The organism is Paenibacillus sp. KACC 21273 (assembly GCF_028736095.1).
Taxonomy (GTDB): Bacteria; Bacillota; Bacilli; order Paenibacillales; family Paenibacillaceae; genus Saccharibacillus; species Saccharibacillus kyungheensis.
The window spans coordinates 3,602,647-3,623,954 of sequence record NZ_CP117876.1 but is presented as its reverse complement, the minus strand read 5'-3'; the positions used below and the strand labels follow the sequence as shown (position 1 = coordinate 3,623,954).

24 protein-coding genes are annotated in these 21,308 nt (G+C 38.0%); 21 read left to right on the top strand and 3 right to left on the bottom strand.

From position 1 onward, the window contains the following. Positions 1–153: 153 nt before the first annotated feature. The 10 genes from PQ460_RS15850 to PQ460_RS15805 all read left to right on the top strand — a co-directional run bounded on the left by PQ460_RS15850 (position 154) and on the right by PQ460_RS15805 (position 9,039). On the top strand, positions 154–1,248 hold the full coding sequence (locus PQ460_RS15850) for a quinone-dependent dihydroorotate dehydrogenase (protein WP_273615631.1): 1,095 nt from the start codon (positions 154–156) through the stop codon (positions 1,246–1,248). 52 nt (positions 1,249–1,300) lie between these two features. Next, on the top strand, positions 1,301–2,125 hold the full coding sequence (locus PQ460_RS15845; RefSeq protein ID WP_273615632.1) for a GTP diphosphokinase: 825 nt from the start codon (positions 1,301–1,303) through the stop codon (positions 2,123–2,125). Next, positions 2,109–2,588 (top strand): DUF309 domain-containing protein, encoded by a 480-nt coding sequence (locus tag PQ460_RS15840; RefSeq protein ID WP_274170410.1) that lies wholly within the window; start codon positions 2,109–2,111, stop codon positions 2,586–2,588. Before PQ460_RS15845 ends, PQ460_RS15840 begins: the two co-directional genes overlap by 17 nt. A 233-nt stretch (positions 2,589–2,821) precedes the next feature. Further along, positions 2,822–4,477 carry an RsmF rRNA methyltransferase first C-terminal domain-containing protein gene (locus PQ460_RS15835; RefSeq protein ID WP_274170409.1) on the top strand — a complete coding sequence of 552 codons (1,656 nt, stop codon included), beginning with the start codon at positions 2,822–2,824 and terminating at the stop codon, positions 4,475–4,477. Positions 4,478–4,482: 5 nt separating this feature from the next. Beyond that, a complete protein-coding gene (locus PQ460_RS15830; RefSeq protein ID WP_274170408.1) occupies positions 4,483–5,235 on the top strand; it encodes a pseudouridine synthase in 753 nt (250 codons plus the stop codon). A 22-nt stretch (positions 5,236–5,257) separates the two neighbouring features. Next, a complete protein-coding gene (locus PQ460_RS15825; protein WP_274170407.1) occupies positions 5,258–6,070 on the top strand; it encodes a Cof-type HAD-IIB family hydrolase in 813 nt (270 codons plus the stop codon). A 102-nt stretch (positions 6,071–6,172) separates the two neighbouring features. Further along, complete coding sequence (locus PQ460_RS15820) at positions 6,173–7,351, top strand: glycosyltransferase family 4 protein (protein WP_273615636.1); 1,179 nt, start codon at positions 6,173–6,175, stop codon at positions 7,349–7,351. An 80-nt stretch (positions 7,352–7,431) separates the two neighbouring features. Then, a complete protein-coding gene (locus tag PQ460_RS15815; RefSeq protein WP_273615637.1) occupies positions 7,432–8,001 on the top strand; it encodes a xanthine phosphoribosyltransferase in 570 nt (189 codons plus the stop codon). A gap of 321 nt (positions 8,002–8,322) precedes the next feature. Further along, positions 8,323–8,652, top strand: coding sequence for a hypothetical protein (locus PQ460_RS15810; RefSeq protein ID WP_069327821.1), 330 nt, complete (start codon positions 8,323–8,325; stop codon positions 8,650–8,652). Between the two features lie 135 nt (positions 8,653–8,787). Next, positions 8,788–9,039 (top strand): hypothetical protein, encoded by a 252-nt coding sequence (locus PQ460_RS15805; protein WP_273615638.1) that lies wholly within the window; start codon positions 8,788–8,790, stop codon positions 9,037–9,039. A 356-nt stretch (positions 9,040–9,395) separates the two neighbouring features. On the opposite strand, the gene PQ460_RS15800 is transcribed toward PQ460_RS15805, so the two are convergent. Continuing rightward, positions 9,396–9,893 (bottom strand): YhjD family protein, encoded by a 498-nt coding sequence (locus PQ460_RS15800; RefSeq protein ID WP_274170406.1) that lies wholly within the window; start codon positions 9,891–9,893, stop codon positions 9,396–9,398. A gap of 389 nt (positions 9,894–10,282) precedes the next feature. Here PQ460_RS15800 and PQ460_RS15795 point away from each other — a divergent pair, with 389 nt between their 5' ends. From PQ460_RS15795 to PQ460_RS15775, 5 genes are all read left to right on the top strand, one after another. Further along, positions 10,283–11,401 carry a glycerol dehydrogenase gene (locus PQ460_RS15795; protein WP_274170405.1) on the top strand — a complete coding sequence of 373 codons (1,119 nt, stop codon included), beginning with the start codon at positions 10,283–10,285 and terminating at the stop codon, positions 11,399–11,401. A 291-nt stretch (positions 11,402–11,692) separates the two neighbouring features. Next, the gene (locus PQ460_RS15790; RefSeq protein WP_274170404.1) at positions 11,693–12,895 is read left to right on the top strand and encodes an MFS transporter; all 1,203 of its coding nucleotides are present in this window, start codon (positions 11,693–11,695) and stop codon (positions 12,893–12,895) included. 49 nt (positions 12,896–12,944) lie between these two features. Then, positions 12,945–13,265, top strand: a complete 321-nt coding sequence (locus PQ460_RS15785; protein WP_274170403.1) for a cupin domain-containing protein — start codon at positions 12,945–12,947, stop codon at positions 13,263–13,265. 371 nt (positions 13,266–13,636) lie between these two features. Further along, on the top strand, positions 13,637–14,077 hold the full coding sequence (locus tag PQ460_RS15780; RefSeq protein ID WP_204824707.1) for a ribonuclease: 441 nt from the start codon (positions 13,637–13,639) through the stop codon (positions 14,075–14,077). Between the two features lie 96 nt (positions 14,078–14,173). Further along, the gene (locus tag PQ460_RS15775; protein ID WP_274170402.1) at positions 14,174–14,461 is read left to right on the top strand and encodes a barstar family protein; all 288 of its coding nucleotides are present in this window, start codon (positions 14,174–14,176) and stop codon (positions 14,459–14,461) included. A gap of 156 nt (positions 14,462–14,617) precedes the next feature. Here the strand turns inward: PQ460_RS15775 and PQ460_RS15770 are convergent, their stop codons facing one another. After that, positions 14,618–15,568: a copper amine oxidase N-terminal domain-containing protein gene (locus PQ460_RS15770; RefSeq protein WP_274170401.1), complete on the bottom strand. Its 951-nt coding sequence runs from the start codon at positions 15,566–15,568 to the stop codon at positions 14,618–14,620. 155 nt (positions 15,569–15,723) lie between these two features. Here PQ460_RS15770 and PQ460_RS15765 point away from each other — a divergent pair, with 155 nt between their 5' ends. From PQ460_RS15765 to PQ460_RS15750, 4 genes are all read left to right on the top strand, one after another. Continuing rightward, on the top strand, positions 15,724–16,185 hold the full coding sequence (locus tag PQ460_RS15765; protein ID WP_274170400.1) for a hypothetical protein: 462 nt from the start codon (positions 15,724–15,726) through the stop codon (positions 16,183–16,185). Between the two features lie 140 nt (positions 16,186–16,325). Then, positions 16,326–17,678, top strand: a complete 1,353-nt coding sequence (locus tag PQ460_RS15760) for a stalk domain-containing protein (protein WP_274170399.1) — start codon at positions 16,326–16,328, stop codon at positions 17,676–17,678. A gap of 68 nt (positions 17,679–17,746) precedes the next feature. Beyond that, positions 17,747–18,589: an imm11 family protein gene (locus PQ460_RS15755; protein WP_274170398.1), complete on the top strand. Its 843-nt coding sequence runs from the start codon at positions 17,747–17,749 to the stop codon at positions 18,587–18,589. A gap of 245 nt (positions 18,590–18,834) precedes the next feature. Then, a complete protein-coding gene (locus tag PQ460_RS15750; RefSeq protein WP_274170397.1) occupies positions 18,835–19,698 on the top strand; it encodes a hypothetical protein in 864 nt (287 codons plus the stop codon). A 45-nt stretch (positions 19,699–19,743) separates the two neighbouring features. Here the strand turns inward: PQ460_RS15750 and PQ460_RS15745 are convergent, their stop codons facing one another. Further along, positions 19,744–20,019, bottom strand: coding sequence for a hypothetical protein (locus PQ460_RS15745; RefSeq protein WP_274170396.1), 276 nt, complete (start codon positions 20,017–20,019; stop codon positions 19,744–19,746). Positions 20,020–20,164: 145 nt separating this feature from the next. Between PQ460_RS15745 and PQ460_RS15740 the strand changes: the two genes are divergently transcribed. Continuing rightward, positions 20,165–20,617 carry a WapI family immunity protein gene (locus PQ460_RS15740; RefSeq protein ID WP_274170395.1) on the top strand — a complete coding sequence of 151 codons (453 nt, stop codon included), beginning with the start codon at positions 20,165–20,167 and terminating at the stop codon, positions 20,615–20,617. 136 nt (positions 20,618–20,753) lie between these two features. Beyond that, positions 20,754–21,284 carry a hypothetical protein gene (locus PQ460_RS15735; RefSeq protein WP_274170394.1) on the top strand — a complete coding sequence of 177 codons (531 nt, stop codon included), beginning with the start codon at positions 20,754–20,756 and terminating at the stop codon, positions 21,282–21,284. Positions 21,285–21,308: the final 24 nt, after the last annotated feature.

Genomic DNA, 21,308 nt, shown 5'->3' with positions numbered 1-21,308 from the left:
GGACGCTCTTTTCAAATGAGAAGAGCGCTTTTCTTTTGTCCCCGAAAAGGATAAACTGGTATAGAGAATGATTTTACAGGTTAATAGATAATAATTCCTGCAAAATCATGCATAAAGGCTTTTTGCAAATGCCAGGAACGGAGTGAATGTAACTTGCTTTACCGCAATGTTTTCAAACCTATGTTATTTCGGATGGATCCGGAAAAAGCACATCACATGGTTATTGGAGGTCTGGGCGCGGGGGTGCGTATACCAGGCACATTAGCTGCGATGAAGTCGATGTATGGAGTGAAAAGTACACCCGATATGACGACTGAATTGTTTGGACTTTCATTTCCGAGTCCTGTTGGTCTTGCAGCAGGACTCGACAAAAATGCTCAGGCAGTTCCAGGATTGTCTGCGTCAGGCTTTGGATTTATGGAAGTCGGAACAGTAACGCCCAAAGCACAATCCGGTAATGAATTGCCACGTTTGTTTCGTTTACCTTCAGATGGAGCGCTTGTGAATCGAATGGGCTTCAATAATGAAGGGGCAGCTGCTATGGCAGGAAGATTACGTTCGTTATCTTCTAGACCTATTCCTATAGCAGTCAATATCGGTAAAAATAAAGTCACTGCAAATGCGGATGCAGCTAGCGATTATGAGACTTGTATTCGCACATTGTATCGATACGCTGATTTTTTTGTAGTGAATATCAGTTCACCTAACACACCTGATCTGCGTAACTTGCAACATGGTGATGAATTGAAAGATTTGCTTAGACTGGTAATGGGTGAAATGAAACGCCAGGCGAAGCAAAATGGCATTTCCAAATCTGTACTAGTCAAAATTGCACCGGATGTCAATGATAATGAACTTGAACATATGGTCGATACGATCGCTGCAAGTGGAGTAGCGGGTCTGATTGCTACCAATACCACATTATCCCGCGATGGATTAACTCATCAGCATGCAAGTGAAGCTGGTGGATTAAGTGGTAGACCGCTCACCAAGCGATCGACAGAGATTATTTCTCAAGTCTATCGTCAAACAGAAGGTAAACTGCCTATTATCGGTTGTGGAGGAATTTTTTCGGGACAGGATGCTTATGAGAAAATCAGAGCAGGTTCAAGTCTGGTCGAAATCTATACTTCATTTATCTATGAAGGACCGGAAGTGACCCGGAAGATACATATGGATATCCGGGAGCGTATGCTACGTGACGGATTCACACACATTTCCCAGGCAGTGGGAGCAGATCATCATTAATCCAATATACCCTCGACTCAAGGAAGAGGTCATAGACTGAGGAGGCATGAAGATGGACGGAAGAGACTGGGGATTATTCTTGCTTCCCTATGAGCAAGCGGTTGAAGAATTAAAGGTCAAGTTCAAAACAATGCGTGCAGAACTGAAAAAACGTCAGGAGTATGCACCGATTGAATTTGTAACCGGTCGTGTCAAAAAGATATCGAGTATTCTGGATAAAGCCAAACGTCTAGACGTACCGATGGATCAGCTTGAAACTGGAATCGAGGATATCGCTGGCATCCGTATCATGTGCCAATTTGTAGAAGATATTCGTTGGGTTGCCCAGTATGTACGTTCTCGCAAAGATTTAACAGTGTTATACGAGAAAGATTATATTACTAATTTCAAAGATAGCGGATACCGTAGCTTCCATATGATTGCTGAATATCCGGTACAGACCGCTTTTGGACAAAAAATGGTGCTTGCTGAAATTCAGATTCGTACACTGGCTATGAATTTCTGGGCAACGATTGAACATTCTTTAAATTATAAATACCACAATAGTCTACCTGATGATATTCGGAGCCGACTCAAAACGGCTGCGGAAGCAGCGATGGTGCTTGATAATGAAATGTCCAGTATTCGTGAAGACATTTTGTCAGCACAGAAGAGCTTCGAAGACGATTCCAGTATCGTCCATCGGATTCTGACCGATATCCATAAGCTATATTTCTTCCATCTGATTGTAGAAGCGATCGACTTCCGCAGGAGATTTGATGAATTATGGCAAGAACATGATTTTGAAGGGCTCAAAGAATTATCCAGCGATATCAAAGCCATGCTTCGAGCAGAGTCTGTCAAAGTAAGTGGAGAAGAAGATGAAAGCCAATTTTGAGCCACTGTATGTAGCGTATCTGGTCTACTTTAATCGGGATCGCGATTACTTTGAATGTCATGAAGTGCTGGAAGAATTATGGCTGGAAAAAGAGCGAGAACCGGTATATCAAGGATTGCTACAAATTGCAGTAGCCCTATTTCACTTCCGTAATGGAACAGTGAATCATACGTATAACAAAATCGCTGGTGCGATCAAGATGATGAAAAGCAGTTATCGTAAGTTACTGCCATATCAACATCATGCACTAGGGATAAATATGGAAAAGCTAATGGCAGATGTGAGATTGTATATTGAGCGACTAGAACATTATCAAGAACAACCTTTTGATTTCTATGACCTCAATATTGAGATCACTGATCCGTTATTACAAAAAGAAGTAGCTCAAGCGTATCAGACTATTCAACCGAATCTACCAATGCGCATGGGCTACGAACGAGGCCCCAAATCAAAAGAACTCTAGCGCTTGGCAAAATAAGCGCGACTCATTCAATAAAATAGTGATTTTTGCAAAGCAAAATATTTTACCTTAGCGCTTGGCAAAATAATCACATTAAATACACATCAAGCTTGCCGTAATGGCAAGCTTTTTGCTATGGATAGCTTTAAACTATGGTAAAATAAAATGACGTTTGTCTGGATCGATTCAGACAAGTGTATCTATTAACCACCCCAATTAAAGGAGAACGACCCATTATGGCTTTGCAACTCCCGCCGCTATTTGTGCAGCGGATGCAAGATTTGCTCGGTGATGAATTCCAGTCTTTTATAGACAGCTATCAAGAATCTCCCCATGCAGGTATACGCATCAATACACTCAAAATCACCGATCAGGATTTTAAACATATAACGCCATTTGCGTTGCGTTCGATCCCATGGTGTCCTACCGGATATTATGTAGAAGAAGGCACACGCCCGGGCAAACATCCTTATTACCATGCAGGACTTTATTATATTCAAGAACCTAGTGCGATGGCTCCTGTAGAAGCGTTAGACGTACAGCCGGGTGATCGGGTACTTGATCTATGTGCGGCTCCTGGAGGCAAGTCTACACAGATTGCAGCGGCTCTACGTGGTCAAGGAATATTGGTCACCAATGATATCAGCGCAGATCGTACCAAAGCACTTGCTAAAAATATGGAATTATACGGTGTACGTAACGCAGTTGTGTTAAATGAAACGCCAGAGCATATCGCAGAGCAGTTTGCAGGATTTTTCAATAAAATATTAGTCGATGCTCCTTGTTCAGGTGAAGGTATGTTCCGCAAAGATGAAGATATGGCACGCCAATGGGCGAATCATTCAGTCGAGCGCTGTGCGATTATGCAACAAGATATCCTGAATATTGTCGCTAAAATGCTAGCTCCGGGCGGACGTATCGTGTACTCGACCTGCACATTTGCTCCAGAAGAAAATGAGCGCAGTATCGCTGTATTTCTAGATCAGCATGCTGACTTTCAAGTGACTACACCGCGACAAGCAGAATATTTTGCAACCGGTCATAGCGATTGGGCACATCAAGTAGAACAGGAATTACAAGCAGGAACCTCAGTATTGAGCGGAACAGCTTTGGATGTCGATAGCGATACTCCGTATCAATCGGTCTCCACAGCTTCGATAGAACAGACTGCCAAAAGCGCTAGACTTTGGCCTCACCGTATTGAAGGAGAAGGTCATTATATCTGTGTACTGGATCATCAGGGAATAGCAGAAGAGTTGGAAGAGAATCATTTGATACAAGTAACACAATCATCTACATTTTCTAAAGCATACACTGACAAACCCAAACGTGCAGATAAACGCCAATCTGCTAAAGAGCAACAAGATTGGAAAAGCGACCGCCGTTCAGGTAAAAAAGGCAAAGAACGTCGTTCGGATAGCAAAGCTTCATCTGCCGATCAGCAGGAATCTTTATCTATGATTGAAGTGATCGAAGAATTTACAGCACGTGAACTACAATTGCAATGGTCGCAGAACTGGATTCATTTTGGTGGACGTATCTATCAGTCGCCGATCACAGAAGAGCAACTCAAAGGTCTTAAAGTAGTACGCCCGGGTTGGTTTGTAGGTACGATAAAGAATGGACGTTTCACCCCATCGCATGCGCTTGCTACCGCATTGCAACCTGTAGAAGCGAAGCGCTGTATTCAACTGCAATCTCATTCAGCCGAAGCGATTTCTTATTTAAAAGGGGAAACGTTAACGATAGATGCCGAGCGAGTAGAACGGAATGCAGATACTTTGCCCAAAGGATATGTACTGGTATGTATAGACGGTTATTCCGTCGGATGGGGCAAATGGCTAGATGGTATGCTTAAAAATGAATATCCAGCAGGATGGAGATGGACATAAAGGTTATGAAGAAAACAGTTAAAAAGCAACGTGTCGATAAAATATTAGGGAATTTAGGTTACGGTACACGAAGCGAACTCAAACGTGCAGCCAAGCAAGGACGAATTAAAGTCAATGATGAAGTTATCAAAGACAGCGGACTACAGATCGACCCTTATCAAGAAAAGTTAGAATTTGACGGCGAACAAGTGAATTACCGGGAATATATTTATTTGCTGATGAACAAACCGCAAGGGGTAATCTCAGCTACTGAAGATCGTCATGACTCTACGGTGGTGGATTTATTGGATATCGAATATCAGGTATTTGAACCGTTCCCTGTAGGTCGTTTGGATAAAGACACCGAAGGATTGCTACTCATCACCAACGATGGTCGATTAGCACATGAACTGTTATCACCACGCAAACATGTACCCAAAACATACGAAGCCGATGTACTCGGAGAAGTCACCGAAGACGATATCGTTCAATTTAGCAAAGGCGTTACCCTTGAAGATGGATATGTAACATTACCGGCTGAATTACAGATTCTTGCTCATACGCCAAGCCCAGAAGGAATCATGTCCCAGATCCGCCTCACCATATCGGAAGGCAAATTTCATCAAGTAAAACGAATGTTTGAATCTGTAGGCAAAAAAGTCACCTTCCTCAAGCGTGTCTCTATGGGCGCTTTGCAACTAGATCCAACTTTACCAACTGGAGAATACCGCGAATTGACTGCTGAAGAACTGGTTCAGATTGGACGAGGAACTGAATAATAAATGTAAGGACAGGTGAACAATGACATACCGTTTAATTGCACTCGATATGGATGGAACTCTTTTAAATGATCAGCATGAGATTTCACCACAGACCGCAGCATCGATCAAGCAAGTCGCCGCGCAAGGGGTAGAGATCGTATTTTGCACAGGTCGAACACCGATTAACTCCATTCCGTACATGGAACAGTTAGGATTACACGAGGATGGTTATGTGATTGTCCACAATGGGGCAGCAACTGTCCATGCAGGTACGCGAGAGATTGTGCATCAATTTCCGTTAGCTGCGCAAGGGCTTGATCCATATATCCAGTACTGTCAGCAACATCATATCCATTTTGATATCAATACTGCGTTTGGCTTATACGTGGATTCTATAGATCAATTACAAGCAGATGCTGGCAAAATGTATGATAACTTTCTGATGACACCTCAAGTGTTGCCACCATGGAGCGAATTTACAGAACCTGTGCTCAAGTTAAGCGCTTTTGGTTCGATTGAGCAGTTAGATCAAGCATATGCAGAATGGAGTACGTGGAATCCAGAGTTCAATATGCTACGCAGTGGAGAGTTTTTTGTCGATCTGATGCATCCTCAATCTTCCAAAGGTGCTTCACTGCAAGCACTGGCTGAAAGTAAAGGGATTGCTCCTTCCGAAGTAATGGCTATTGGTAACTATTTCAATGATCTATCGATGATTACGTATGCTGGACTCGGAGTCGCTATGGACAATTCTCCAACAGAAGTAAAAGCAGCGGCAGATGAGGTCACGTTATCTAACAACGAAGATGGGATTCATCATGTTCTGGTCAAGCATGGACTGATATCTGCTTAAATTTACCAAACCGCTCGCTAATTTGAGCGGTTTTATTGTGTTGGTTGACTTCAATACATGGTACAATCAATAATTATCAGCATACAGGAAGGAGGAACAATTTTGAGATTGTTGCAAGCTTTGTTTTTTCCTCCTGAACAGCCAGGGGGCGTATCGTCCATGATCCCTTATTTGCAGGAACGGTTCAGTTCTGCACGCTGGGAGATGGAATTATTTTCTTTGCCCAAACGGATTCGTAATAAAGGAAAAGAAGACGTGGTTTTTGAAACGTTTGACTGGACGATCTATAGCGCAAGCCCTATCGTACAAAAGTATATTCAGACGTATAAAGATTATCGCTGGTGGGCGAAAATGCGATTGAATAAACCGTACGATCTGATTCACTCTCATCATCCACTGGTCGGTATGGTGATGAAAGAAGTATTCCCGGATACACCACTGGTACAGACGATTCACTCCAGTTACGAACGTGAGCTGATTTTGAATGGTAAAATCGAACGTGGTGGATTGGAAGATCAATTTTTGACATCGTTGTACCGTGAACTAGAACATAAAGCAGATATTTTGATGACGGTGTCTCATTCGTTCCGTCAATACTTAGCGCCTTTTTTAGATCGTCCTGAACAAGTTAGAGTATTACCGAATGGATTTGATGAGAAACGATTCAAGCCAATCGCTCATGAAAATGAAGTGGCTCAGCTGATCACCGTATGTCGCCTTGTTCCTGCCAAAGGGCTAGATACCTTACTAGAAGCTTGCGCGCTTCTCAAACAGCGTGGACAAGCGTATGTACTGCATATCATCGGAGATGGCCCAAGTCGTACCGATCTTGAAGACTTAGCAAAAAAGTTAGGCATTTATGAAGAAACGATTTTTTACGGATATACATTACATCCAGAAGAGTTTATGCCTTTCTTTGATATCTTTGTTCTGCCTTCGCGCGCAGAAGCATTCGGTTCTGTGTTTGCAGAAGCCGCATTGTGCTGGTTAGCACTGGTAGGGACAGATATTGGTGGAATTGCCGAGCAGATTGAAGATGGTGTCAATGGATTATTAGTTCCACCTGAAAATGAAGTGCTACTTGCTGATGCGCTAGAGAAAGTGATCAATGATCCTTCGTATCGGTATGAATTGGCGCGTACAGGCTGGGAAAAAGCCAAAACTCAATATTCATTAAGCCATATTGTAAATGAACTCAAAAAGCTATACCTTGAATTTCAACCTGAAAATTCAGTAGAGTCGGTATCGAATGTATCTATATTACCGAATGAACCAGAATAGAAAAGCTAATCTTAGCACACAATAAATGATATGATTACAGTAAGGCAACACAAGAATACCGGTGATGGGGGTCGGAGAAAATGGAAGAATTGAAAGAACGTATTTTGGCAGAAGGATCGGTTATGTCTAACGATGTGCTGAAATTAGATGCACTATTGAACCATCAAGTCGATCCACAACTGATTATGCGTATGGGTAAAGAATTTGCAGATTTATATCGTACAGAAGGTGTGACCAAAGTAGTCACTGTTGAGTCCTCAGGGATTCCAGTCGCTTTTACAACGGCTTTTGAATTAGGGGTGCCGCTTGTTTTTGCACGACGTAAAAAGACTTTACTTGCTGATCCTGATTCCTTGATCGAGCGAGTGCCTTCCTTTACCAAAGGGATAGTGACTGATATTATGCTATCTCGTCAATTCGTTACCGAGAATGATCGCATTTTATTTATCGATGATATTATCGCTAATGGAGATGCGGCGCGTGGAATGATTCGAATTATTGAACGTTCCGGTGCAACATTGGTAGGAGTAGGTATTGTAATCGAGAAATGTTTCCAAAGTGGAGCACAAGCGATTCGTGATCAGAATATTCGTCTAGATTCACTGGTCAAAATTACTTCACTTCAAGATGGACAAATTACATTCGGGTGATCCAAAGTGCTATAATAGACGTAGTTAGGATGTAGATAGACAATTTCACCAATTAGTTTCTAGTTGAATAAAATTTGTTGCAACAAAGTCTTATATTCGGTAAAGAAGATTCCGATATGTTACAATATAACCCATATTCTTGTTTGGTTGTATAGACGCAACTCATAGTAATCAACAGATGATTATGAAGTGAACGATCGACACATCTGTCACTACATTTACAAATATCTTTAACCTTTTGTTGAAAATATGAGCAATCTCTTTCCAAATGGGGTATATTTGTCTTATAATAAAGATATGTTATCGAGGGGAGGCAGACCAATGGGGAAAGAACCGATTACTGAAGAGTTCTTCATCAAAAAACTAGCCGATGCAAAAATTCACTTCGAGCGTGCTTTAGATTGTAAGCACACTGAATTTGATGACCTGTATCCCTATATGATTGAACATCCTCAGTTCTTTTGGTATAAACGCTATGTTGCCTGGTCAGAACTATTGACCATTGTAGGATTGTGTAAAGACCTGGATTTTGCTTGGGAGCAAGAATTTTCAGCTCATCAAGTAGAATATGTAGAACAACGTGTGATGTCAGCTAAAGTGCTTGATTTCTGGTTCGAGAAAAATGATACCAAAGAACCTGCACAGCGTTAATCCGCTTTAGGAAAATCCTTTGTCGTTACAGTCAACTAGAATCTACAGACATTTCAACAAATTATCAGACCTAAATGGGATTTCATTTAGGTCTTTTTTTGTACACATAAATACAATAGAAAAGAGGGTGACATGATGATTACAGATGATGAATTAGATGCATATCGGGTATCCGGTGAGAAAGTCCGTGTCGTTCGTGACGATATTCGAGAAAATGATATTCGTGGTATTGTAGTAGCGTGGGATGATGAACAGGTATTGATTCGTCGCCCGAATCGTAATGTAGTCAAATTAAGCCGTAGCTATATCTACCAACCTTCCAAAGAAGAGCGTCGAAGCCCTTTAGATGAAATGGAAGATACAGTACATCCAGCATCTGAGGAATAAGGATTTATACTTGTAACTATATAGCATGTATGTGAGACTAAATAGCACGCAAACGATATCATGATTAGGATCTATCTATAACCCAAATGATCCTAATTAAAATAAGAACTTGAGAGATTGATCTAAAGCGCTACAGAGAGTAATCCAAAGTTCTATAGAGAAGTAATACACAATTGCACAAAAAAAAGCATCTATTGATCGTCTGAATAGCAGACAGATCATAGATGCTTTTATTATATAAAAGCCATTCAAGGAGTTGAATGAAAATATAGTATAGCGAAATGTGTGGTTTCACTAACAATGATTAGGATTGAATCTAGGTCATATCTATCTGTTAACCCCTAGAACAACTGTAATTAACCAAGAGTACCTGTACGATAAGGACGATAACCAGAGTAACGAGAAGGTTCGCGTAACTTGGTATTGTTAGACACGGTTGCAGGATGTGGCGAACCTTGATCTTCATAAGACGAAGGTGTATGAACAGCCGGAACAGGAGACAATCCCAGATAAGCACGCATCCGTTCGTTCGCTTCTTGATGAAACTCGGTGATGCCTAATTGAAAAGTACCATGATGACCACTGCAAAGAATCTGAGCTTCAACATGAGTAGCTGATTGATCAATCTCATACAATCGCAAATTATGGCTACGTAGATCACGACGAACTTCTGACAACAATAGATTAGTGCGGTCCATACCGCTACGAATCACTTCCATATATAATCCAGCCGACGGTAGTTGATTGCTTTCCTCTAACGACTTAGCATCACGATCAAATTTCTTTTGAATATAAACAAGCAACAGATAGCTTTTTACCAGAGAGCGTTCTTCTTCGGATAAAAATACAGCCATTCATATCACCACCTAGTATAAGAACTTATGTTCTTATTATATGGTATAACTTGTAAAGATGCAATACTTTGTTCGTAAAAAAGGCGAACGAAATAAAATATGATTCGCTGTTAGCAGAATTATAGATATTTGATTACACCTTATTAACATCATGATCAATTAATAATTTACCCTATGAAAAGGAAAAAGCTAATCTGCTTAGTGTTCATAAAGGTCAGTTTTGGTGAAATTATAAGAAGAGACTATTGATCCGCATTGCCGTTTCCTAATCAATACTGTAATGAATAAATAGGATTTGCAATACAAAAGGAAGTACACACATCAGGTACATAGCGGAGTAATAGGATCGATTCGACCAAATATGGATATATTGGAAGGGGAAGATCTTCATGACAGAACGCATATTTATCAGCCCGGGAAAATACGTACAGGGTAGAGATGTCACTGATAAAGCAGGGGAATATGTAAAAGGAATTAGCGATGGCAAAGCATTAGTCATCGCCGATGATATTGTCTGGGATATTGCAGGTAACCGGGTATTAGAAAGCTTGGACAAAGCAGGTGTAGAGTACACCAAAGCCGTATTTAACGGTGAAGCTTCAACCAATGAGATTAATCGCCTAGCTGGACTCGGTAAAGAAGGTCAAGCCACTATCGTTGTGGGTGTAGGTGGCGGTAAAACGTTAGATACAGCCAAAGCGGTTAGCGATCAGTTAGGTGGATATAGTGTGATTATCCCAACAACTGCTTCTACAGATGCACCAACCAGTGCACTTTCTGTTATCTATTCAGATGAAGGTGTATTTGAAAGTTATAAATTTTACAATAAAAATCCTGACTTGATTCTTGTCGATACCAAAACGATTGCAGGGGCACCGCCACGCTTCCTATCTTCAGGTATAGCAGATGCTCTGGCAACATGGGTAGAAGCAAGAGCAGTTATCGAAGCGCGCGCAACGACAATGGCAGGTGGTCTAACCACGATTGCGGCTGAAGCGATTGCCCGTAAATGTGAAGAAGTATTGTTCGACTATGGTGTACTTGCTTATGAATCGGTTAAACGCAAAGTGGTTACACCTGCGCTTGAATCGGTTGTAGAAGCGAATACGCTATTAAGTGGACTAGGATTCGAAAGTGGTGGTCTAGCCGCGGCACATGCAATCCATAACGGATTCACTGTATTAGATGGAGAGATTCATCATATGACACATGGTGAAAAAGTCGCTTTTGGTACATTGTCGCAACTGGCACTTGAAAAACGTTCTATTGAAGAAATCGAGCGTTATATTGCTTTCTATATCAGCTTGGAATTGCCTGTGACACTAGAAGATCTACATTTACAAGATGCAACAGATGAAGATCTTTATCGTGTAGCAGAAGCAGCTACCAAAGCAGATGAGACTGCTCATAATCTTCCGTTCCCTGTGACCGCCGATGATGTTAAAGATGCTATTATCGCGGCCGATCAATACTCCAAAGCATACAAAGCTAAATTGAAAAATCAATAAAACCGTATCTGAATATAGGACACTTTTAGTGATGCATACTATAGTATTTTTGTAGTGATGTACTGTAGTAACGGTATAATATAGAAGTGAGTATATAATCATACGATTTTTTATACGAAGAACAAAAGCCTGCTTTTGCCATTGATTTGGTGAAAGTAGGCTTTTTTGCTTTCATTATTCGACATTTTCTGATAGGGTAGGAAAGATAGGATATAAGAATGTAGAGATCAACAAGTATTTTTTTATCCAGTAAATAAAGATGGTTGCGTAAGTGCAAGGAAGGTTGGGAATATGAGAAAGTTTGCGTTTGCTTCATATCTGATGTATTTTCTAGCAGGATTAGTCGTCACTACAATTGGAGCGATCATGCCGCAGTTACTCGGGCATTACAATCTAAGTTATACTGAAGGTGGAACACTGGTATTTATAGGTTCAATTGGATTCCTGATCGGAGTTCCGTTGTCTGCTTATATGATGCACCGATTTGGTGAAAAGGTAACACTGGCAAGTTCTGCCCTTGTTATCGCTGTAACGCAGGGGATAATGCTGACGTTACCGCAGTACTCGTGGATTACAGTCTTGAACTTTTTTAACAGTCTAAGTGTATCTGCAATTGAAGTTGTAGTCGCTGCACTAGTTATGGAGCGATTTGTAAGTCGTAGAGCGGTAACGATGAGTTATTTGGAAGTTTCGTTCGGTCTGGGAGCGTTAGGGATGCCTGTTTTTGCAAGCGGTTTTATCGCACTCGGGCACTGGCAATGGGTATTTGCAGTAACAGGATTAATCTCACTTGTGATGGGGATCGTATGGATGCGGATTCAATATTCTGGTGAAGAAGAGTCTTCAGCTCATCAAGCTGTCGATGCGGTAGAAGTTGCACCTTCGGCTACGGTAACAGGCAGACATAAAATAGTATTATTAAGCATATTTTTGCTGATGATTTTTGTATATTGTGGAATTGAAGGCAGTCTCAATAATTTCTTATCATCTATCTTTATTACGTATTTCGGTAGTTCGGAATATTATGCTTCGATCAGTATTGGTGCATTCTGGGGAGCGATGGTCGTTGGACGACTTGCAACCGGTTGGATTATTCGTCGTGTGAATTACAGTCGTTTTCTATTGATTAGTATGTCGCTTAGTCTATTGGTTCTGCTAGCATTTCTAGTATTCCGTCAAGAATGGGCTGGATATCTGTTAGTACCATTGTTAGGATTTACGATGTCGGGTGTCTATTCGATCACAATGGTCTATGCCAATCATACACTACCCGGTATGGCGCGTACTGTTACCAGTCTGATTACAGGATTTGCAGGCTTCGGTAATGCAGTATTCCCTGTATTGATCGGCTATACGATGGATCGTGCACCGATTCAAGTGTCTTTGATGTTAATCGCTAGTTATGCGGTAGCCTTTTTAATTCTGTTACTCATTATTATGGGCAATTATCGCAAATGGAAACGTACAGATGCACACGAAGCAGTAAAGGCATGATAATAAAAGAATGAATACTGCTTAATCGCCAAAAGGAGGCAGAATCGATATGAGCAATCTAGGTGTATGGGAAGATGCAGAACCAGGGGTGAAACGCTGTATTTTGAATGCCAATGCAGGCTTAATGATGATGGAAGTTCACTTTGCCAACGGAGCAGAAGGATACCAGCATCACCATCCTCATCAGCAGATGAGTTATTGTCTACGGGGTTCATTTACATTCACGATCGATAATCAGCAGACAACACTTACTCAAGGGCAGTCTATCAATATTCCACCTCATGCCAGTCATGGAGTTGTAGCACTGGAAGAAGATTCTGCTCTGCTAGATGTATTTACTCCGATTCGCGAAGATTTGTTAAAATTGTAAACACAGATCAAGCTATCTCTTTACATAAAGTGAAGAGGTAGCTATTTTTATATCCATACCCATATAGAAGGCATACCTAGAACCAATTAGAGAATCTCAGATTTCTATGGATTAATATGGTAAAATTAAAAAGAGTGTGTATATTAATATAAATGATACGTATACAGCTAATAGATAGTACATAATATGTTCTTTTTACTCTCATTTTACGTTATATTTAGAAAAATTTACAAATAAAGCGATTAAATTTAAAATTTTAAACAAACTTGTGTGATATAAATGGTAAAGAGAATGCTTGTTACCTATAATGTGCATAGGACGTTATAAGTTAACAACGTTCATCCAATACAAGCTACATAGGAGGCTGGAAAATGAAAAGATTTTTGTCCACAGCACTACTTGCATTGATGTTAACGGTTGTCTTCTTTACCGGTTCACAAGTAACACCTGTTGCGCAGCCAGAAAAAGCTTCAGCAGCGACTTGTACGATTATCAACACATTTACAGGTGTATCGAACTACATCAAAGCGAACAAAACATTGCCTTGTAACTTTATTACCAAATCTCAAGCATCAGCGCTTGGATGGGTTTCTTCGAAAGGAAACTTGGCAGATGTAGCTCCGGGTAAAAGTATTGGTGGAGATGTATTCAGTAACCGCGAAGGATTACTTCCAACAGCAAGTGGACGCACATGGCGTGAGGCAGATATTAACTACACTTCCGGCTTCCGCAACTCCGATCGTATCTTGTACTCTAACGACGGTCTAGTGTACAAAACAACAGATCACTATGCTTCATTTACCAAAATGTAGAACATAAACGTTGTTCATACGCGTATGCCAGAGCAGATGATTGCTTCTGGCATATCGCTATGAATAGCACTTTAAGATGTAAAGGATGAGATAACAATGAAAATGGTAACGATCAATGGCGAAGACTTTCATACAATCGCCGAATTACATGAGACTTTACAACAGAAGCTAGAATTGCCTGAATTTTATGGGAAAAATCTAGATGCGCTATGGGATTGCTTAACAGGCATGATCGAATTACCACTACAAATGGAGTGGCTGAATTATGATGTAAGCTGTCAACGTCTAGGTGACAAAGCGGATCAGGTGCTGAGTGTATTGGAAGAAGCTCAAGCGGAAGGTAATGGATTCCGCATATGGGTAAGGGATCAAGTGGAAGAGTGAATATAGAAGATTAAGATAGGCAATATAGAGATTTCATGTATCACTAAGAAAGTAAAAAGAAAAGCTGTTGCTCTTAAGAGCACAGCTTTTTTTGTGTTTGGTTACAGTTGGATTGCTATAGAAGTACTGAGAGTTAGCATATCATGAACAAGCTGATTATTTTAAATCAGTCGATTCTTGCTCTATCACAGGTAAAGCTTGTTTTGCCGAAGAAGCATCTACTCGTCCGATCTCTTGTTGGTTTCCATTGATATCGATCAACCCGTAGAATAGATTATCTACAGAAGCATTGACCTTGTAATAAGCTAAAGGTGTCGATACCACAGGTCTTGTCCCGACTTCTTTGGTAATCTGGTAAGGCAAGAATAAAAGACCTTTATTAATCGCTGGCTTATTATCATCATATGTCGCAGCCCAGAGTTGTTGTGCCTGGTTATTACGAACTTCATAATAAATAATTCGACCACCATTATCTTGAAAATACCGATTGGATACACCTACAGGAAAATAAGAAGTGACTGTCATCAGTCCCATGCTAGGCAATTCAGGTGGAACCATAACTTGCTTGAGATTCAGTGTGTGTCTACGTGCTACGGCTAATTGTTGCGCGAGAGAATCTGTAGACGTAACAGATGAAGATAGATGATCCGTATTGCCAATAACGATACGATTTTGCTTATGATCCCACTGTACAGACAATCCCATCAGTTGGCTAATAGTACGTAAAGGAACCATAACACGCTTATTTTGGATGATCACAGGTTGAGCAAGGGTTACATGTTTGCCATCGACATTAACATAAGTACTTCCGACTTGGAACTGTAATGCAGATTGAGCGTGATCGGTATAGTAAAGTGTAGCTGTCTGCTTCGCCTGATCCCAAGTTAAGCGGATACCAGAAGGTTGAATCTGTTGAATCGTTTGTAAAGATACCATTACTGTTCCTTTGAACATATAAGGAGGGACATCGGTTGGAACGACTCCTGTTGCAGTTACGACTTCAATAGGCTTAGTGGCAGCAGAAATAGAAGGAGTAGCGGTTGAAAGTAGAGCAGTAGTGAGAATACATGTAGTTAATAACTTAATATGTAGGTTGCTAAATGGCATAAGTGATATTCTCCTTTACTGAAATAATGGATGTTTCTTGTTATATTATATAAAATATAACATATATTAAAATTTGTCCCTATGATTAATCTCTAGTTTGTTATTACATAGGTATATAGAAAGGCAGATTCTACGCATTTGAAAGTGAAAGTACTATGACTAATAAAGGAGCAAATAATGTGCAAATTCGTATCAAATCATTTAGATTATGGATAGTGGTGATGGTTATCTTAGGTAGCTTATGTTTATCTATACTACTCTATCAGTTATTACATCCTACACGAGTCCAATCGTTCGATCTACAAATTGGACATCAACACCGAGATGATCTACCGGGCATGTTAGATGATGATGTAACTTTTACGAACGATCAACAACTGTTCGCTATAGCAATCTATCCAGATGAACCTTATGTACAATTAAATCAAAAAGCTAAACTAACAGTCACCCGCAAGTCAGATGGTAAAGTCATGCAGATCAAGGAAGAAAAAGAATCGGGAGATTTAGCCACTTGGGAAATGCCATTACATAATACACAGTGGGAAAGTGGAGTGTATAAGGTAGTATTTACAAGGGATAATAATGTGATCGAGCAGAAAGAAATAACTTTAAAATAGAAGAAGTGTAGTATATACCGAAAAGAATATTAATTTTTTCTAATTATAGTAATAATAAAAATGTAAATTAAATATGAACGGATGCCGTTAATAAGAAGAGTACTTATGAGTAATAAAACATACATAAAAGGGGTTTGTACATGAAAAAAGTATATGAATTGATTATCAAAGGAGTACTTGTAGCAGGGCTACTCGTGCAGTGTTTGCCTGTGTCTATAATTGCTTATGCGGATAGTGAAAACAAAATGGAGTCATCTCGATTAGTACCATATGTATTACAAATTAATAATGGTAATCAACAAAATGTGAAAACTACAGGTTTTATACAAGATGGGTTATTAATGATTCCAGCAGCAGATTTATTTAATCATACTGGATTTAAAATAACACATACGCGTAAATGGATGAACGAATATAAAGTAGAGCGCAACGAGTTTCTTTCAAGTACTGTTTTTAACACTTTAGAATTTAGCGATCATACATCTGATATACATGTGAAATTAAAAGAAGGATTTAATCAAGATGAAACAGATGAATTATTATATATGCCAACATATGCTATCTTCAAAAACGGACGTTTGTATGTGCCTCTAAATTTTATAGCCTCTATATTAAATTATGATGTACGGCATGATGAATTAACACATTTAATTACGCTTGATTATTGGGGCGATCAAAATCTAGATGAAACTAATCAGGTTAAAGATTTTGTGAATCATTATATGAAAGATTCAGTAGATGGCTATAATCCTGATCATTCTTTATATACAACAGATTATTTAGATTATGAAGCAGATTGGCTAGATTCTACTTTTTCAGATGGAGAATGGCCAGAACCAAATCTTGTATTAAAAGATTGGAATATACGATATTTATTTTTTATGTCTAAAAATGAAGCGATAGTTAAAGTTCCATATTGGGCTGAAGGTAAAGCTTCAAGAAAAGCGGGTGGAATATGGCTTAGTATTTTAAAAGTAGATGGAAAATGGAAAGTAGATAGTTCTAGAGCATGGTCACAACTATTATATTTGAAAAATGTTAATCAAATTGTAGAAAAAATGAAGTTAGATTCGCCTGAAATGGTGAAATCAGTAACACAAGCTGTATATCATTCATTTGCCACAGCTAATGCTAAAAAACAAAAGATTGATGGAACTAAAGTGAAATATAAAACATTTCCTAAAAATATGGAAGTATTGTATGGAGATGATCATATTGCATACGTATATGCAGAATACAATTGGTCATTTAAGCCAACTAATGAAAACTTTGAAAAGTACAAGGTTAATACTTATGAAGATTTTATTGTAATGGAGAAAAATAAAAACGGACAATGGATTTTTAAAGATCATTATAATTCAAATTTAAGTAATTCTCGACCTTGGACAAGCCTTAGAGGAAACTATGAAGGTGGTAGATATATTGCTTTTATGGCTTTTGATGATTATTACCTAAACGATCCTAGTGTAAGGCCTTATATTTCATTTTTTTAATTATAGTATAAAAATTAAATTAGAACTTAATCGTTTATAAAAATATTGTTTTTGATCAGGAGAAGGAAATGAAAATTTGGAAAATAAAACCTAATACAAGCAGTATCAGTTTAGTTTCTTTTGATCCAAAAAAGTTTATAGAGTTTGAACTTCCTTATTTTGATGGAGAAGTTTTACCAGTACCATGGGCAGAAGAATATAGGTTAATTACAGACAACCAAAAATATAAATATAATGATTATGCTATTTATTTAAATTATATCCCTGTTATTAGCGAGAAGGTATTTAAAATTGTGACACCACTTGTTAAAGATTTGATTCAATTTCTTCCTGTACAACATTCTGATTTTAATTTTTATATATGTAACATTATTAATGTAATTGAATGCGTAGATGCTGAAAAATCTATTCCTGATACCATCCTTGATGGAGAAATAAGAAGCTATAGTAAAATCTGTTTTTTAGAATCTGTATTAAAAGATAATGAAAAAAGGCATATATTTAAAATACCTGGACTGACTAGATTGACGTATTTTGTATCTGATGAATTTAGAGAACTGCTTTTAGTTAATGATATCAAAGGGATTGATTTTATAGAAATTTGGGATTCTGAAGCTGATTTTGAATTGGAGCAACAACACGAACAACGTATAAAGGAAGAATATGATGCTTACATTATTAAAATTAATAATCAGCCACATGATCCATTAAGTTGGAACGAAGCCGTCGAAAAATTAAAACTAGGTAAAGCAGCCATTAGTGCAGATTGGAAAATTCAATACAATTCTAAGGGTGATATTTTAATCGGACAACTGAATAGAAATCTAGAATATGAGTTTTTTAGTCCTGTTTATATACCACCTATATTGCTTGATCTTATATGGCAAGAAGTAGAAAAAAGTAATATTTAAAATAGTATTATAATTCATTTTTTAATACACAGTAGTAAACCAAGCAGAAATCGTAGCTTTATAAACGATTTCTGCTTGGTTTTTTTAGATAGAAAATGGATAAGAACCTAAAACTGTATAATTTCCTTTAATTTGTCGATATAGAAATAAGTAAGAGAATTACATAGTTTAATTGTTGATTCAACGTGTTTTTAAATTTTAATATGCAAAGAACTAAAATTAAATACAGAAAGGAATTTATGTGAATGGAAGTTTCACCAGTCATTCTTTCAGCAGTTATTTCTGCTGTAATCGCTATAATCACGCTAATCATCTCAACATCGATAACACTTCGTAAAAATATTCATGAAGAACGAAGTTATTTTGAAAAGAGCTTAAAGGAAAAATTAGAGAATATTTATTTACCTTTGAATCTAGACATCGCTTTTAGAAAAGTAAAAGAACCACTGATTAAAGAGTCGAATCAAGAACTAGTGCACAAGTATGGTTATCTATTAAGTCCAGAACTGTTAGATGAACTAAAAGACTTGATCCATATTGAACGAAATCAGGAAGAGTATTTGGATCAAGAAGAATATATAGCTTTGCGAAGTAATGTAATCGAAAGATTTAAAAAAGAGTTTGCAATGTTACAGGAACTATATAATAGCCATTTTGAAAGTTATCGTCAAAAGTATACGGCTACAAATTTCTTGAAAATAAAGAATATGATATTAAAGCTATGTATCACTATTTCACTTGTTATTTATTTAATAGTTATAACCCTACTTGCTTATGAATATTTTAATAGTAAGCCTCGAATGATTGAGAACCCCATTTTAAATGCTATTATTGTGTTCATGATGTCTATTACTCTTTTTACCACAGGATTAGGTATTGGAACAGTAGTACTAAAATGTATAAGTTGGTTAGAGAACAGAGTTGGTAAAACAAAAAGAGCGTATAAGTTTGATGATAAAGTTCCAGCTACAGGAGAGTATCGGTGTGAAGCATGTAAAGAAGTGAAAAGAAAAATTCAGTATACTATTTTTGGATACTGCGAAGATCATACAACCAAGCAAAAATGGAAATCTATTTTTATTTTTGGATTATGGAAAAAGATGTTTTAATTATAAATTATGAAGAGATTCTTACGAAAAGAATAAATCATAAAGTTAAGAGCTATATTCTTTATTGAACTTTATTCCATCTCTCAACCCCTGCTCATACATCACCGACTCTGCTATTCCCTGTAGCAGAGTCACTACATTACAATAATCCATCAACAAATTCATTCCCTCTGGTTCCACATATGTACATAACTCGGTAAACAGCCGATCACTTTCCAACATCAACTTCTTATAATCTTCTGATCCATAAATAATCGTATTCGCTATACTTTCCATCCGAATTGACTTGAATTGATTAAAATCTTTTTCAAAATCATCCATAATGTAGACCTCCAAAAAGTGATGCCATTATCGTAGCATCGCTTATTTTAGCTGTATACGGTCACTGTGATAGCAAAGTGATGTCACTCGTGAAGTTTGGTATACTGACTACTTGCATTTAAATTTAATAAAGGCGGTACATCACATGCTATGGATCAGTGGAAATATCCGATTTGAACTCAACATCTTGCATTATGATTATCCTTCAGAAAGAGTTGAATGCTTATATGACGACTGGCTAACGGTGCAGTTGATCGCTCAAGATGAGAATGGATTACAGTGGGAGGCGAGCAGTTCTTGTATGCTAGCCAAAGAATTGCAGGACTTACGAGATTGGTTTAGTTCGATACTAGTACAGAATGTGGTGTGGCAGACGTTCTATTTCATGGAAGCTGAATTGAGTTTTGAATATATTCCAAATGAAACGGTAAAAATAGAAATATCTCAGTCTTTTTATCCTAAAGCATTAATGGAGCATGGTAGACAAACGGTAGATAAATATCTGATGATGGAATTACCTGAAGACGTTTTGTACGATATTATAAAGCAATTGCATAATATGATTGTAGAATTTCCACAACGTTCCACCAAGCAATGAATTGATTATTAAAATGAAATAAAAGGGAATCTAAAGCATTACATACAACTAGATATGTGCAAAATAACTGAGATCGAATAATTAAACGCTGAATTTATTCGTTTGAGGTAGCAGCATAAGGAGGGTAACATTCAAGATGATAAGTATAGATCGAACATTTGCCATCAAACTTAGTGTAATGATTCGAAGCCAATTAATAGATTATCAATATTATTACCCTTTTTGTGACGCAATTATTGAAAAGAATGATAAGACGCCTTATTGGATTATTGAACTCAGTATGACTAAAGATCCAGAAATAGCAGGGGGGATTGCTTTATTATATGCTAGTTTGGATGCATGTGAAGAATTTGATATCCGCTATAAATGTAATCTTTACATTGCTTGTTTGTATGTGAAATATGTAGAAGAGGATCTATCTTGGTCGAATTTTCTATTGAACGCTGGAATGTACACTGATGGTATGCCATATGCTAACAAGAATTACGATTATTTTTTTAATCAATTAAATGTACTTGAAAATAATAAACATCATACATTATTGCTTGAACAACAAAGACAAGAGATTTTTTCTATTTTTGAGAAAGAAATTAATGAAATAAGTACACAATTAGAGTTTTTAAAAATATATTACAAACTATATTTATCTGAATATAATGAAACTTAGCCTATTCATATATGTTATCTGAAA